The organism is Flavobacterium tegetincola DSM 22377, from assembly GCF_000425485.1.
GTDB lineage: Bacteria > Bacteroidota > Bacteroidia > Flavobacteriales > Flavobacteriaceae > Flavobacterium > Flavobacterium tegetincola.
The window spans coordinates 1-15,314 of sequence record NZ_KE384386.1; the positions used below are offsets into that span (position 1 = coordinate 1).

The following is a 15,314-nucleotide window of genomic DNA, read 5'->3' on the forward strand; positions in this document are numbered from 1 at the left end:
ACGCTACCGAAGGTTTAGTTCAACAGCGGTTTTGCGAGATTGCGAAATATGTGGTAAAATCAAGTTTATCTTTCGCAAAAAATTTTATCTTAGCAGAAAAATCTCGGTTCCGAAGTTCGCAACCTCGCAAAGCCGCGAAACGTTAGTGGCAACACTCGAGCTACACAAACCGCAAAGAAAATAGTATAAAAAAACGTACTGTATTTCAAAACATATTTTTTTCTTTAAAAGTAAAAATGGAAAAATCATTTTAAAAAACTATTTTTGTCTATCAACAATTATAAGATGAGTAAAGAAGCACAAAATAAAAATTTACATAAAGCAAAGAATAACAAAAAAGACGAGTTTTATACTCAACTTCCCGATATTGAAAATGAATTGCGACACTACAAAGAACATTTTAAAGACAAAGTAGTTTATTGTAATTGTGACGACCCAAGAGTTAGCAATTTTTTTCATTATTTCTCGTATAACTTTGAACATTTAGGTCTTAAAAAACTTATTGCAACGTGTTATAAAAATCAAGATGCTGATTTATTTAGTCAAAACGATTCTGATAAGGCAATTTATTTAGAATATGATGGAGACAAAAACGGTAACAATATTCCTGACCCAGAAGAAATTGGAATTATTGCATTAAAAGAAGATGGAGATTTTAGAAGCAAAGAAAGTATTGAACTTTTGAAACAAGCAGATATTATTGTAACAAATCCTCCTTTTTCACTTTTTCGTGAATATGTTGCACAACTTATTGAATACAATAAAAAATTCCTAATTGTAGGACACCAAAACGCAATTACTTATAAGGATATATTTAAGTTAATGAAAGAAAACAAACTTTGGCTTGGATATGGTTTTAAAGGTGGTGCAGGTCATTTTATTAATACAGAATATGAAGACTATGCAACTGCTGGCGACCATAGAGACGGGATGATTAGAGTTTCAGGAGTACATTGGTTTACTAATCTCGATATAAATAAAAGGCACGAAGATTTAATTTTATATAAACCATATACTTTAGAAGAATATCCAACCTATGATAATTATGATGCTATAAATGTTAATAAGACAAAAGATATTCCGGTAGACTATAAAGGTATTATGGGCGTTCCAATAACTTTTTTGGATAAATATAGTGTTGAACAATTTGAAATTTTAGGTTTATCGGCTTCAGCAGGCTACAGCGAAGAAATTGTTGGTATTCCTTTTTTAGGAGATAAAGACGCACGACCATTAATAAATGGAAAAAATACGTATGCAAGAATATTTGTAAAAAACAAAAAAATATGAATATTGAACTTAAAGAAATAACTGTCCGAGAATTAACAACTGGTTATAAAGATAACAATGAAAATGGCGTTGTCGGTTATAGTGGTAGATTAGATATTCGACCACCTTATCAACGTAATTTTGTATATGATGAAAAAGAAAGAAACGCAGTTTTAAATACGTTACAAAAGGACTTTCCTTTAAATGTTATGTATTGGGCTGTTCGTGAGGATGGCGATTTTGAAGTTATAGACGGACAACAAAGAACTATTTCAATTTGTCAATATGTTACAGGAGATTTTTCAATAGACGGTTTTTATTTTCATAGTCTACCAAATGACAAGAAAGAGCAAATACTTGACTATCCTTTAATGGTTTATTTTTGCTCTGGCGAGGATAGTGAAAAATTAGATTGGTTTGAAACAATCAATATTGCAGGTAAAGTTTTAACAAAGCAAGAATTAAGAAATGCAGTTTTTTCAGGCTCTTGGGTTTCTGATGCAAAACGTTATTTTTCTAAAAATAGCAGACCAAAAATCGGTGATGAATATTTAAGTGGTTCAGCAAATCGACAAGAATATTTAGAAACAGCAATAGATTGGATTTCAGATGGAAATATAAAAGAATATATGTCCAAGAACCAACACGAACCAAACGCAAATGAATTATGGCTTTATTTCCAAAGTGTAATAAGTTGGATTAAAGCAACATTTCCAAAATACAGAAAAGAAATGAATGGTTTGAAATGGGGATTTTTCTACAATGATTATAAAGACCAAAAATTTGACTCTAAAAAATTAGAAGAGCAAATAACCGAATTAATGATTGACGAAGATGTTCAAAACAAAAAAGGAATTTACTCTTACGTTTTGACAGGCAAAGAAAAGCATTTAAACATACGAGCATTCAGCGACAAACAAAAGCGAGAAGCTTACGAAAGACAAAAAGGGATTTGTACAGATTGTAAACAACATTTTGAATTAAACGAAATGGAAGCTGACCACATTGACCCTTGGCATTCTGGTGGTAAAACCATAACAGAAAATTGCCAAATGTTATGTAGAGAAGATAATAGAAGAAAATCTGGAAAATAAATTAAATAAATGGCTAACCTTACGGTTAGCCATTTATTTTAATATCAATAGTATAAGCAAATATTTTTTTTATTATTTTTGAAAGATTATTAACTCAAAACCAATTTACTTATGGCATCAACATCAGAAACAGGACACGCAAAAAACGTAGCAAACTTTCAAGATTTAATTGAGTTCGCTACAGGTTACGGGGCAACCTACAATCCATATAAAGGCAGTTTAAAACTGTCTAATTTAATTACATTAAAAGCATCTGCCGAAGGCAACTTAACAGATGTAATTTCAAAAAACACAAACTATAACAATAAAGTAAATGAACGCATAACCGCTTTCAGCGGTTTAAAAGCCTACTCTACTCGATTGGTAAATGCTTTACAAACAACCGATGCAACAGCCGAAACAGTTGGAAACGCAAAAACTTTTAACAGAAAGTTACAAGGCAAAAAAGCGTCTGCTTCGCAAACACCAACCGACCCAAACGCTCCAGCACCAACAACGATTTCTACAAGTCAACAATCATATGACCAACTTATACAACATTTGGCAGGTTTAAACTCCGTTTTAGAAGCTGAAACAAGTTACACACCAAACGAAACCGATTTACAAACGGCAACTATTCAAGCTAAAATTGCTGACCTAAACGCAAAAAATACAGCCGTTGCAACTGCATATACAAGCATAAGCAATTCAAGAATTGCAAGAAACGAAACGTTATATTCTGCAACCACAGGACTAGTTGAAACCGCCAACGAAGTAAAGAAATACGTTAAGTCAGTATTTGGAGCAAGCAGTCCTCAATTTGCACAGGTAAAAGGAATAGAATTTAAGAAACCAAAGATATAAACCTACCGAAAAAAGAAATCTTGCTACCACGAAAAGAAATAGAGCAACATCAATAAAACTTATTGCTTACGCAATAAGTTTTATTTTAACCTCTATTAGAAATATGTTAACCGCAAGTAGAAATATAACAACCACTAAAAGAATTATAGTAACCGCAGGAAGAAATATAGTAACCGACAAAAGAAATATGACAACCGTTAAAAGAAATATAGCAACCGCAGAAAGAAATCTGTTAACCTCATTGAAATAGAAATATAGCGGTGGAAAAGAAGTGCAGCCACTAACAGCAAAGGGTTCGTTGCGTTCGGAGAACGAACAATGAAACCTGTGTTGAACGGAACCGATTACATGCCGTCAACACTTATGGAGTTATCGTAAAGCGTTTTTAAGAATATCGAGAGGATTAGATGATCCTCTTTTTTTATGCAGTAAAATGGGGTTGATTTTGATAGTATTTTATGGTTTTAGGGAGATGACCCTTTTTATCTGCCGGGTTGGGATTAAATGTATATATTTGAGAACCGAAAAGATATATAAAGTTGTATAGACTTGCGTATATCTAGTAGTTGTAACTCATTTTGGAGCATATTATGGATAAAGAAGATTATAAAGAAATAAATTCATTAGTTGAAATATTAATTTTAGAAGGAGTTGTATCCGATAATAATATGAATACCAAAATATGTAATAAATCTATCAGATTTTTGAAGTCGAAAGGATGGATTAAAGAACATAACAAACGATATCAATATCATCCATGTTCAGAAATTTACGACATACATAAAGTAGGCATTGAAAAATATTTATTGAATAAACAGGCTGAAAAAGATACTGAAACTAAAATAAAACAAAAAACTTTATTCGATTTAAATAATAAGTATTTAATAAATTTTTGCTTCTTAGTATTTGGATCAATATTAGGTGTATTTATTAAAAATAATACGGAATCAAAAAACAATGCAGAAACACTAAAAAAAGAACGTAAAGAAATATTTGAAAAAAACGATTCAATAATTCATTTTCAAACTCTCCTGAACGAAAAAAACACATTAATACTTTCTTTAAAAAAAGAAATAGATTCTTTAAAAAATAAACCATAAAGTATAATTTAAAATTGTTTCCGACTTAAACGGTGCGGAAGCGAAACCGAAAAAAAAACGAGTTACAACAACGGTTTTATTCAATTGCGAGTTTAGTGGTTAAATCACGTTCACGTATCGCATAACGTTTAGTGTTGGCAGAAAATATCCAGTTACGAACTTCGCAACTGAAATAAAGCCACAGGACGTTGTATGATATTTTGAAAAAAAAATCGTAAACAAATGGAAATTAGTTAAATAATGAAAAATAATATATTAATACGTATTTCAATTTTCTCTTTTTTTTCTATAATATTAATTGGTTGTAAACAACTAAATAATGAGGCAAATGTGGAAAAAGCAATTTCAGATTTAACTAATAATTTTCCACAATTCAGAAAAGGTAAATCAAAACAAATCGAATATTACAAACTCGTTAGAAGTGTTACTTATGGAGAAAATGAATTTAAACTTCAGCTCCGTTCTGAACCTGACAGTCTGAATGATCCACAAAAAATATTAGTGTTAATTAATTCAACAAATCAGTGTTATGCTATTCCCTTTTTATCAAATACATATAGAGATTATTGGGGTTTTAAAAACGAAAAAACAATTCCAAATGTTAAAAAGACAAAAAGTAATTTTAATCAAGAATTTATTACTGCATTGAACACATTAAAATTAAATGACACATTAGGAACAGGACGTAAAGTAATTAAGGAAATGATGTTTTCTTTATTAAACTGTACAATTATTACAGAAAAAGATAGTACAGAAGTGTTAAACGGTTGGTCAAATTCAAATCACGACCTTGAAAACGAATTATTTGACCCTAAAACAAAAATAAGATTTAGAAGAAATTATCAAGAACTATCAAAAGATTGGCATAATAACGAATATAGTCCAGAACAAAATTCATACTATGATACCAAAAATTATAGAATTTATCAAATTACTAATAATGAAGGGTTTTATAAAAAACCTTTAAAATTGGTAATAAAATCGTATAGACAAAATGCAATTTTTAACCATATATCACTTTAAAAAAAACAACCGCTAACAGCAAAGGGTTCGTTGCGTTCGGAGAACGAACAATGAAACCTGTGTTGAACAGCCTGTCCCGTTTTCTCGGGAGAACCAATTACATGCCGTCAACAGGTATAGAGTTATCGTAAATCGTTTTGAAGAATATCGAGAGGATTAGATGATCCTCTTTTTTTATGTAGTAAAATGTGCGGCATTTTTTAAAAGACGGAATAATTGTTCGGAAAATGGGTTATATTTACTTCAAAATTAAGTTTAGATAGGAACTTGGAAGGGTTTTTAGACGAACTGACGTTGTGCATAACGCGTAAAATCGTACAAATTACCAAAAATTAGAACTAAAAATGCCAATACACAAACAGCCCATTCATTTTCCGCTACGCCAAATGTCAACGCTGAAAAAAATAAATGAGCTGTTTTTTTGCCAATGCTCGAAGGACGATTATAACGAATAAAAGTACTTGAATATTTAGACGTTTAGGACAGGTATGTGTTTATTGTGCATCAAACCAAAAATCAACAGTTGCTCTTTCTGCTGTTGGAGTTGATTGTTGTTCACTTTGGCCTCTCGATCCGCCGCGTCCGCCTCCGCCACCATTTCCTCTTCCGCCACCGCCACCACCACCACCACTTCTCATTCCTTGGCTTTGACCTTGCCCTCTTTCTTTATTAGCAGCACCTTCCATTTTATTGGCAACAACGCCTATAGATAATTTAGAAAAATCAGTGTTTTCTTGGGAAGCTATTTTAGCTTTAGGGGTTTTAATTGAAAATTCAAATAATTTACTCGAAGCTGTATAGTGGTTTGCAATTGCAATATCTAAACTATTTAAGTCTTTATTAAACACTTGCTTTTCTTCAAAAGAACCAAACTCTGCATCTGCCGGTAATTTTTTAATCATACTATTTAAATCAATAGCGTTGACATCAGTATTTCCAAGTGAACCTTTCTCAACAAGTCTTGATTCATTACTGTAAGGATATTTTACATACACATTCTTTTTTTCTTTTCCCTTAATGTCATAATAAATGGTAAGACCATTTCTAAGGATGGACATAGCCGCCTGTTTATCTGTGGTGCTTATATTTAGGTAAACATATTTGTCGTCTTGTGAAACTTTATATAATACGTTTTTATTGCCTATTTGAGTAGTATCTGCTGGGAAACTGCTCTTATTTGATGCGAACGAAGAGAGACTTGAAAGTGTTAAGAGTACAATTAATAAATGTTTCATTTTTTGTAATTATTTAAGTGTTAGAATTTAGTGTTTTATTGTTCAATGAAGCCTGTCACTTCGTAAGCCCTCGCTCCATCTATCTGGATTTTTTCATAAAGTACGTTGTCAAACTCATAGTAGGTATTGCCATCTACTTCAACCCGCTCGTATTCATCGGGAAGTTCATAAATTACGGTACCAATTTCTGGTTCAACTACTTCAAAGCCATCATCAACATTGTTATAAAAAACACCGTTGAACCAAAAGTAATCTCGATTTGGATGCTTTATTTTAATATATCCAACAGGCAAGGTTTTTATTCTAAAACCAATCTTTGGAGCTATTACAATATAACTTCCTCCAGAGTACGTGTAAAATCTATTATTGGAATAGTAGTAGCTAATTCCTTTGTGCTTTACTATGGTTTTATTAGATAATGTTCTTACTGCTACAACTTTTCTTGTGGGTTTTTTATAGATTACTGTTTTACTAGGAACCCGTTGGTTACTTTTTTTAACGATTACTGTCTTTTTAGAATTTCTTGAATTCTGCGCATACATAGGTTCATTCCATGTTATGAAGAATACTAATAGAAATGAAAGCTTGATAAGATTTCTCATAAGAACTATTTTTATTATGTATTAAAGACAATTCATATTTAGAATGGTTTAATTCATTATAAAATATTTAACAATTAAAGCCTGATAAATTGTGGATTCATAACTTAAGTATTATTCCTTTTAGAGTGCCCGATTTCAACTGATTGCATAATTTTTTCGCATACAGTGCATATGTTTTTTGATAGCGCTCCTTATTTCCTGTTTTCACGTCAGCTGGATTGACTAAAAGAAAATTCCTTCCTAAATTTAAGAAATATCGCACTATAGAAAATTTACAACAACCTGCTTCATAAACAAAAAAAACCTCGTGATTATAGAAATTATTAATAACATAGTACTCTTGTTTTATAGGAATCAAAACAATAAGTTTTATGATAAATATATCGGTTTGGATTGAAACTGTCCATATTTCCTTGTGTATATCCAAACCAATATATACGTATGGACTAGTAGTAATTTGAATACTCATATCATTAAACTAGTAGCAGACAGTTAAACTGTAGTGCAGTTAGTATTTATTTCGAGGATCTATTTACTGCTTTTACATGGATGCTCGTTGCGTTGGCAGAACAACAATGAAACCTGTATTGAACAGCCTGTCCTGTTTTCTCGGGAGAACCGATTACATGCCGACCATACTTATGGAGTTATCGTAAAGCGTTTTGAAGAATATCGAGTCCCGATAATTATCCTATTGTTTACGCTAACATAAATCGTGCAAAACCAGAACGGCTACAGCCGCAACCCTAAATATTCTTCTATTTTTGTTTTGCATTAAAAAACCCTTTACTTTTGAAGCAACAAATAAACACACAAACTTTATCTAAACTATGGACAGTACCAAAATTATCGAATTATTGAGTTACACTTTGCCTTCTGTTATAACTGGCGGTGTGGCATATTTTCTATTTAATTCGTATTTTAAAGACCAACAGCACACCCGAAGATGGTTGAACCAAAAGGAGACACAAAAACAAGCTCTACCGCTTCGCTTGCAGGCGTATGAAAGGCTCTCTTTGTTTTTAGAACGCATTAATCCATCGAAACTCTTGATTCGTGTAGCACCTATTTCTAATGATAAAAATGATTATGCCGATTATTTAATCGCATCCATAGATCAAGAATTTGAACACAACTTGACGCAACAAATTTACGTTTCAAGCAGTTGTTGGGGTTACGTGGTTACGGCAAAGAATGCTACCAACCAAATGATTCGAAAAGCAGCTTCAACTTCTGAAATTACTACTGCAAATGAACTTCGTGAACTTATTTTAAAAGAATTATTTGACAAGGACTCACCAAGTAACGCAGCATTGGCTTTTATTAAAGATGAGGTGAGCGATATGTGGTAAATAAGGTGGTTTTTTAAATTGTGTTCCAAATTTATTGTTTACCTTTAAGCTATGAACAAAAATCAACCACAAGAAAGTTACGGCACATTATCAGAAACCATCAATGACCTCGTGCTCATTGGTTATGTCCATGATTTTAACCTGCAAGAAGACTGCATCATTTGCCATCAGACAAAAGATGCTTTGGCGCCAGCCGATTTTCAAATTGATAAAGTCTATCGTTTTGAAGGCATTTCGAATCCCGATGACCAATCCATATTGTATGCAATTTCGTCTAAAAAATTTAGATTAAAGGGTGTTTTGGTAAACGGTTACGGCATTTCTGCAGACGATGCTACTTCTAAATTAATTGAATTATTGGAAACCAATAAAGTTAAATCAGCAAATACGTAGAAAGATATATTTTTACAGACTAAAGTAATTTAAAATTATTTTAAGTTATAAATAACCAATGGTTTGACATAATTTCATTACTATTGTATTATGAAGTGGACGCATTTTTTAATGGCATTTTACTTACTCGCTGTTTCGTTTTATCCGTGCACTGATACGGAGAACACGATTATAGCGTCACATGCTATTGAAAAGAACCACAACCATGATACTCATTCCCACAGTGACCACGAAGATACTTGTCCGCCATTTTGCGTGTGCAATTGTTGCGGTTTACAAATGCTAAACTACGTCTCCTATGTGACGATTGAATTTCCAATTCCTTTTCAAACCATTCCTCTAAAAGAATCATTTTACGTTTCCAACTTAAGGGATTCGTATTCTGGTAGCATTTGGCAACCGCCTCAAGCCGTATAATTAATTTAAAACACCCTTTATCAAGAACATCCAATTTGACGATTTTCATCCTAAAGGCTTTTCATTGTTTTCATTAATTATTCGCGTTACATGTTAGATAAAATCATTCATTTTAGCATCCATAATAAATTTATTATTGGACTGTTTACGTTTACTTTAATTCTGGTGGGAGCCTATTCTGCCTACACTTTACCCATTGATGCGCTACCTGATATCACTAATAATCAGGTACAAATTATTACTACTTCCCCTACTCTTGCTACTCAGGAAATTGAACAGTTTATAACCTATCCTATTGAACAATCGCTCAAGACAATTCCAAAAACGATTGAATTACGCTCCATAAGTAAATTTGGTTTAAGCGTAATAACGTTGGTTTTTGAAGAAGACGTTGATATTTATTGGGCACGAACGCAAGTAGCCGAACGACTAAAAGAAGCGGAAAACTCTATTCCTTCCGACATGGGAGTTCCTGAAATTGCACCAGTTTCAACGGGATTGGGCGAAATTTACCAATACATTGTGCATCCTAAAAAGGGATTTGAAGAAAAGTTCAATCCTACAGAATTGCGTAGCATCCAAGATTGGATCATCAAACCTCAATTGATGGGCATCAAAGGAATTGCGGAAGTCAATACGCTTGGCGGTCATTTAAAGCAGTACGAGATTGCCATTCAGCCTGATCGTTTGAACAGCATGAATACTTCGGTTACGGAGGTTTTTGAAGCGCTTTCGCAAAATAACGAAAATACCGGAGGTGCTTACATTGACAAAAAACCGTACGCTTACTTTATTCGAGGTATTGGTATGGTAAAAAGCATTAATGATATTGAAAAAATAGTCGTTAAATCCAATGACGGTATTCCGATTTTAATTCGGGATGTAGCCACTGTACAAATTGGAAGTAGCATACGCTTTGGAGCCGTTACCAAAGACGGTGAAGGCGAAGATGTTTCGGGAATGGTAATGATGCTTAAAGGCGAAAATGGCGGCGAAGTTACAAAGCGGGTCAAAGAAAAAATGGAGCAAATTAAAAAGTCTTTGCCGGAAGGTGTTGACATTACTGCTTTTCTAGACCGCTCCATGTTAGTGGATCGAACCATCAGCACGGTTGAAAAAAACCTGATAGAAGGCGCTTTGATCGTGGTTTTCGTATTGGTATTATTATTAGGAAATTGGCGCGCTGGATTGGTCGTTGCTTCAGTAATTCCATTATCCTTACTGTTTGCCATCTCAATGATGCGGCTTTTTGGCGTCAGCGGAAATTTAATGAGTCTTGGTGCTATTGACTTCGGATTGATCGTGGATGGCGCTATTATTATTGTAGAATCCATCATCCACCGACTGAAATTAGGCAATAAAACCAAACTTACTGCTATGGAAATGAACGATGAAGTATATCAAGCTTCGTCTAAAATCAGGACCAGTGCTGCATTTGGAGAAATCATCATTTTGATCGTTTATCTACCCATTTTAGCATTGGTAGGAATTGAGGGTAAAATGTTTGGACCGATGGCACAGACGGTTTCATTTGCAATTTTAGGCGCGTTCCTGCTTTCGTTGACGTATGTTCCCATGATGACGTCGCTTGCTTTAAGCAGAACAATCGATCGCAAGCGCAATTTCAGCGATAAAATTATTGATAAATTGAATGCGCTTTACCAACCTATTTTAGACAAAGCTTTAGAAATAAAAGGTTTGATAATTGGCATTTCTGTGGGATTATTAGCCATTTCGCTTTTTATATTTTCAAATTTAGGTGGTGAATTTATACCAAATTTAGACGAAGGTGATATTGCCACGCACATTATTATTGCTTCGGGAAGTTCGCTTTCGCAAGAAATTGAAACCACTACCAAGGCAGAGAAATTATTGAAAGCCCAATTTCCAGAAATCAAAATGATTGTTTCCAAAATTGGTTCAGCAGAAATCCCAACAGATCCAATGCCAATGGAAGCCGCGGATTTGATAATTATATTAAAAGACAAACGCGAATGGAGGTCAGGAAAAACCAAAGAAGTACTGACAAAAGAAATGGAAAAAGCTTTGGATGATATTCCGGGCGTTACTACAGAATTTTCACAACCGATACAGATGCGTTTCAATGAGTTGATGACAGGCGTGAGAAGTGATGTGGCAGTTAAGATTTTTGGCGACGATATTGATTTATTGGTCAGTAAAGGCGAAGAAGTTTTAAAAAAAATTGGTGGGATTTCAGGCGTTGCAGATGCCGAATTGGAACGCGTAGCTGGACTGCCACAAATTACCATCCGATACAATTCCAATAAAATGGCAGCATACGGCTTGAAAGTAAACGACTTGAATCGCGTGATAAAAATGGGCTTTGCAGGCGAGAAAGCAGGCGTAGTATACGAAGGCGAAAAACGTTTTGACCTTGTAGTTCGATTGGATAATTCAAGCCGCCAAGATTTAAGTAATCTTGAAAACTTATACATTTCTTTGCCTTCAGGCAATCAAATTCCGCTGAACCAAGTAGCCGATATTGCCATGGAAAATGGACCGATGCAAATTTCCCGTGAAGAAGGGAAACGCAGGATTGTAGTAGGTTTTAACGTTCGAGATCGCGATGTAAAAAGTGTGGTGGAAGAAATCCAAACTAAATTAGATAAAGAATTAAAGCTTCCCGACGGTTATTATGTAACCTATGGCGGCCAATTTGAAAACTTAATTCAAGCGAGTACTCGTCTGATGATTGCTGTTCCGATAGCGCTGGGATTGATCTTGATTCTACTTTATTTTACATTTAATTCGATCCGACAATCACTACTGATTTTTACTGCGATTCCACTTTCGGCTATCGGAGGAATCTTTGCTTTGTGGCTGCGCGACATGCCGTTTAGTATTTCAGCTGGAGTGGGTTTCATTGCGCTATTTGGCGTGGCCGTTCTAAACGGAATTGTATTGATCGGTTACATGAATCAATTAAAAGCAGAAGGAATTTCAGATGTCGTTTCGCGAATAAAAATGGGTACAGCAACGCGTTTACGTCCCATTATTATGACTGCTGCGGTAGCATCATTGGGATTTTTACCAATGGCATTGAGTACTTCTGCAGGTGCTGAAGTGCAAAAACCATTGGCAACCGTAGTTATTGGTGGCTTACTTACAGCTACTCTTTTAACTTTAATTGTACTTCCCATATTATACTATTATTTAGAAACTGGTTTTAAAAAATCCATAAAAATGAATACAACTGCACTAACTTTATTGATTTTTATTTCAGGAATCAACATGGTACAATCGCAAGAGGTAACACTACTCAATCAACAGCAAGCCATTACATTGGGTTTAAAGAATAATTTAAAAATTCAAGCAACTGAATTAGACTTTCAAAGAAATAAAGAGTTAACCCATTCGGCTTGGGAACTTCCTAAGACTGAAATTAGCGGTGCTTTTGGTCAATTAAATTCAATTGAAAGCGATAGAAATTTTGAAATCAGTCAGCGTTTCAATCCGTTTGAAATTGGCGCTCGAAAAAAAGTATTGCAGATGAACAGCTCAGTGAGCGAAACCAATTTGGCAAAAGCCAAGCAAGAGTTGGTGTTTTCAATTCGGCAGTCGTGGAACAGCATGTTGTTTTATCAATCGCAAAGCAAAGTATTGCAAGAACAAAATGTCATTTTATTGAAATTTGCCGATGCCGCTACAAAACGGTACAATGCTGGCGAAACCAATGCTTTGGAAAAAAATATTGCCGTAGTAAAACAAATGGAATTGCAACAAAAAATCAATCAGAATACCGCATTGATTGAAATTGAAAAAAGTAAATTGATGCATTTTATGCAATTGGACGCTGATTTTATACCTTCAGAAAACGAATTAACTGTTCTGATTTATGATGCTTCGCAAAGTTCTGTCGATCAAAATTTAGAACTACAAAATGCACAAAATCAAGTTAATTTGGCACAAGCCAGCCATAAATTGCAAAGAGCAGCATTATATCCTGAAGTATCTGTGGGCTATTTTATGCAATCCATGAACGGTGCTGCAATGGGACAAAGTACGGACAAGTTTTACGACAGTAGTTTAGATTTTACTGGCATTTCGGTCGGTATTGCGTTACCTATTTTTGCAGGAAGCACAATTTCAAAAGTGAAAGCGGCAAAGATCCAGACTGAAGTAGGAGAAAAAAATAGTCTGTTTGTGCGAAGTCAACTAAACGCCGCATTTGATCAAGAAAAAAAACAATTGGAAACAGCAAATGCACTACAGCAATATTACGAGAACGTGGCTTTGCCTAATGCAAAGGAAATCAATACTAACGCAGATAAGAGTTTTAAAAATGGCGCCATATCGTATATTGAATTTGTAAACAGTATTGAAACTGCTTTTCAAATTCGCTTGAATGCCAATGAATCTGTCTATAAATACAATCAGAACATCATTAATCTGTATTATTTAACCAATCAATAAAATGAAAAAATCCACTATATACATAAGCTTTTTACTAATAATGGTTCTGGGTTTGCTGCTTTACATACAATTTGGCAACAATCCAGCTGACGACCACGACCATGCCGCAGAAGAAGTAGAAAATCATACCGATGAAAATGAAGTACATCTAAATGCTGCGCAATTTAAAGCGGCTGCAATTACCTTAGGTACTTTTTCAAAGAAAAACATGAATGATGTTGTTTCGTCAAATGGCTATACTAAATTACCTCCGCAGAACCAAGCAGATGTTTCCATTCACGCTAACGGTATTATCAAAAGTATTTTGATTGAAGAAGGTGCAAAAGTAAAAAAGGGGCAAGTATTGGCTACCGTTGAAAGTCCTGAATTTGCCAAATTAAAAGAAGCGTATTTACTTTCCAAAAGTCATTTAACTTTTCTAAAAGCAGATTATGAACGCCAAAAAACGCTTGATGAAGACGCCGTAAACGCTAAAAAAACGTTTCAAAAAGCAAAATCAGATTATGAAATGGAACAAGCGCGTTATGCATCGCTACAAAAACAACTTCAACTATTAAACATCAATTTATCTGAAAATGCAACGGCTACAGCTCCAGTTTTAGCGCCAATAGGAGGTTATGTGACGGAAATTAATATCCGAATTGGAAGTGCAGTTGCTCCAGGAACTTCTATGCTCAACATTGTGGACAATTCAAAATTACACGTAGATTTATTGGTGTATGAAAAAGATTTGTACAAAATAAAAAAGGGACAAAAGGTACGGTTCATCTTAACCAATCAAGGTCAAAATGAAGTGGTGGGAACGGTGTTTAATATTGGAAAAGCTTTTGAAAATGATACAAAAGCAGTTGCCATTCACGCGGAAATTGAAAACAAAGACGAGCAATTAATTTCAGGAATGTACGTTAATGCAATGATAGATCTTGGATCAAATGCCGTTTTTGCCTTACCTTTAGAGTCGGTTGTAAAAGCGGATGGTCGGTCGTTTATATTTGTTTTAGAGAAAAATGATACGGTTGACGAAGAAATGCATTTCAAGCGTGTAGAAGTTAATGAACGAACCGCACAACTCGGTTTTGTGCAAATTGATTTGCTGCAAAAAATAGATAAAGACGCTCAAATTGCTTTAAAAGGCGCGTATTATATCCAAAGTCATTTGGCCAAAAGCCAAGGCGGCGGCGGTCATGCACATTAAATTTACCTAATTTAAAAATAAGAATCCTATGAAAAAAACCATTTTAATGTTTGCTTTTGCGGTTTGTACTTTGTCTATGACATCGTGTAAGTCAGAACCTAAAACAGAAACCACAACAGAGACGAGTACAGAAACAACTACCTCTGCAGCAGAAGTTGCCTATGTATGTCCAATGGATTGTGAAAAAGGAAAGACGTATACTGAAGCAGGAAAATGTCCTGTTTGTGAAATGGACTTGGTAGCGGCAAACGATGCAACGGAAAGTCATGAAGGCCATGACGATCACGAAGGCCACAACCACTAAATTAAAATTTCCCCTACTCATAAACTTGAAAAGGGGATTTTTTTTGTCAGAAA

General features: G+C 34.3%; 13 protein-coding genes. 11 read left to right on the forward strand and 2 right to left on the reverse strand.

The genetic code is table 11. The features are described 5' to 3' along the window. Positions 1 to 285 precede the first annotated feature (285 nt). The 5 genes from H602_RS0114205 to H602_RS0114230 all read left to right on the forward strand — a co-directional run bounded on the left by H602_RS0114205 (position 286) and on the right by H602_RS0114230 (position 5,329). Positions 286 to 1,290, forward strand: a complete 1,005-nt coding sequence (locus H602_RS0114205; protein ID WP_035759730.1) for an adenine-specific methyltransferase EcoRI family protein — start codon at positions 286 to 288, stop codon at positions 1,288 to 1,290. After that, positions 1,287 to 2,363, forward strand: coding sequence for an HNH endonuclease family protein (locus H602_RS0114210; RefSeq protein WP_026978604.1), 1,077 nt, complete (start codon positions 1,287 to 1,289; stop codon positions 2,361 to 2,363). The genes H602_RS0114205 and H602_RS0114210 overlap by 4 nt, the downstream gene beginning before the upstream one ends. Before the next feature lie 111 nt (positions 2,364 to 2,474). Then, positions 2,475 to 3,206 (forward strand): hypothetical protein, encoded by a 732-nt coding sequence (locus H602_RS0114215; RefSeq protein ID WP_026978605.1) that lies wholly within the window; start codon positions 2,475 to 2,477, stop codon positions 3,204 to 3,206. A 590-nt stretch (positions 3,207 to 3,796) separates the two neighbouring features. Continuing rightward, positions 3,797 to 4,306: a hypothetical protein gene (locus H602_RS0114225; RefSeq protein WP_026978606.1), complete on the forward strand. Its 510-nt coding sequence runs from the start codon at positions 3,797 to 3,799 to the stop codon at positions 4,304 to 4,306. A gap of 240 nt (positions 4,307 to 4,546) precedes the next feature. After that, positions 4,547 to 5,329 (forward strand): hypothetical protein, encoded by a 783-nt coding sequence (locus H602_RS0114230; protein WP_026978607.1) that lies wholly within the window; start codon positions 4,547 to 4,549, stop codon positions 5,327 to 5,329. 494 nt (positions 5,330 to 5,823) lie between these two features. On the opposite strand, the gene H602_RS20235 is transcribed toward H602_RS0114230, so the two are convergent. Together H602_RS20235 and H602_RS0114240 are read right to left on the reverse strand one after the other, a co-directional pair. Beyond that, entirely contained in the window at positions 5,824 to 6,564 is a 741-nt protein-coding gene (locus H602_RS20235; RefSeq protein ID WP_211224090.1) for a hypothetical protein, read from the reverse strand. A gap of 35 nt (positions 6,565 to 6,599) precedes the next feature. After that, positions 6,600 to 7,166 carry a DUF6515 family protein gene (locus H602_RS0114240; protein WP_026978609.1) on the reverse strand — a complete coding sequence of 189 codons (567 nt, stop codon included), beginning with the start codon at positions 7,164 to 7,166 and terminating at the stop codon, positions 6,600 to 6,602. 830 nt (positions 7,167 to 7,996) lie between these two features. Between H602_RS0114240 and H602_RS0114250 the strand changes: the two genes are divergently transcribed. The 6 genes from H602_RS0114250 (at position 7,997) to H602_RS18925 (ending at position 15,261) form a co-directional block, all read left to right on the forward strand. Continuing rightward, entirely contained in the window at positions 7,997 to 8,518 is a 522-nt protein-coding gene (locus tag H602_RS0114250) for a DUF7935 family protein (RefSeq protein WP_026978611.1), read from the forward strand. A 51-nt stretch (positions 8,519 to 8,569) separates the two neighbouring features. Next, a complete protein-coding gene (locus H602_RS0114255; RefSeq protein WP_026978612.1) occupies positions 8,570 to 8,911 on the forward strand; it encodes a hypothetical protein in 342 nt (113 codons plus the stop codon). A gap of 90 nt (positions 8,912 to 9,001) precedes the next feature. After that, the gene (locus H602_RS19975) at positions 9,002 to 9,328 is read left to right on the forward strand and encodes a DUF6660 family protein (protein ID WP_245574951.1); all 327 of its coding nucleotides are present in this window, start codon (positions 9,002 to 9,004) and stop codon (positions 9,326 to 9,328) included. A 90-nt stretch (positions 9,329 to 9,418) separates the two neighbouring features. Then, positions 9,419 to 13,762: a CusA/CzcA family heavy metal efflux RND transporter gene (locus H602_RS0114265; protein WP_026978614.1), complete on the forward strand. Its 4,344-nt coding sequence runs from the start codon at positions 9,419 to 9,421 to the stop codon at positions 13,760 to 13,762. Position 13,763: 1 nt separating this feature from the next. Further along, entirely contained in the window at positions 13,764 to 14,957 is a 1,194-nt protein-coding gene (locus H602_RS0114270) for an efflux RND transporter periplasmic adaptor subunit (protein ID WP_026978615.1), read from the forward strand. Between the two features lie 28 nt (positions 14,958 to 14,985). Then, positions 14,986 to 15,261, forward strand: coding sequence for a heavy metal-binding domain-containing protein (locus tag H602_RS18925; RefSeq protein ID WP_211224091.1), 276 nt, complete (start codon positions 14,986 to 14,988; stop codon positions 15,259 to 15,261). Positions 15,262 to 15,314: the final 53 nt, after the last annotated feature.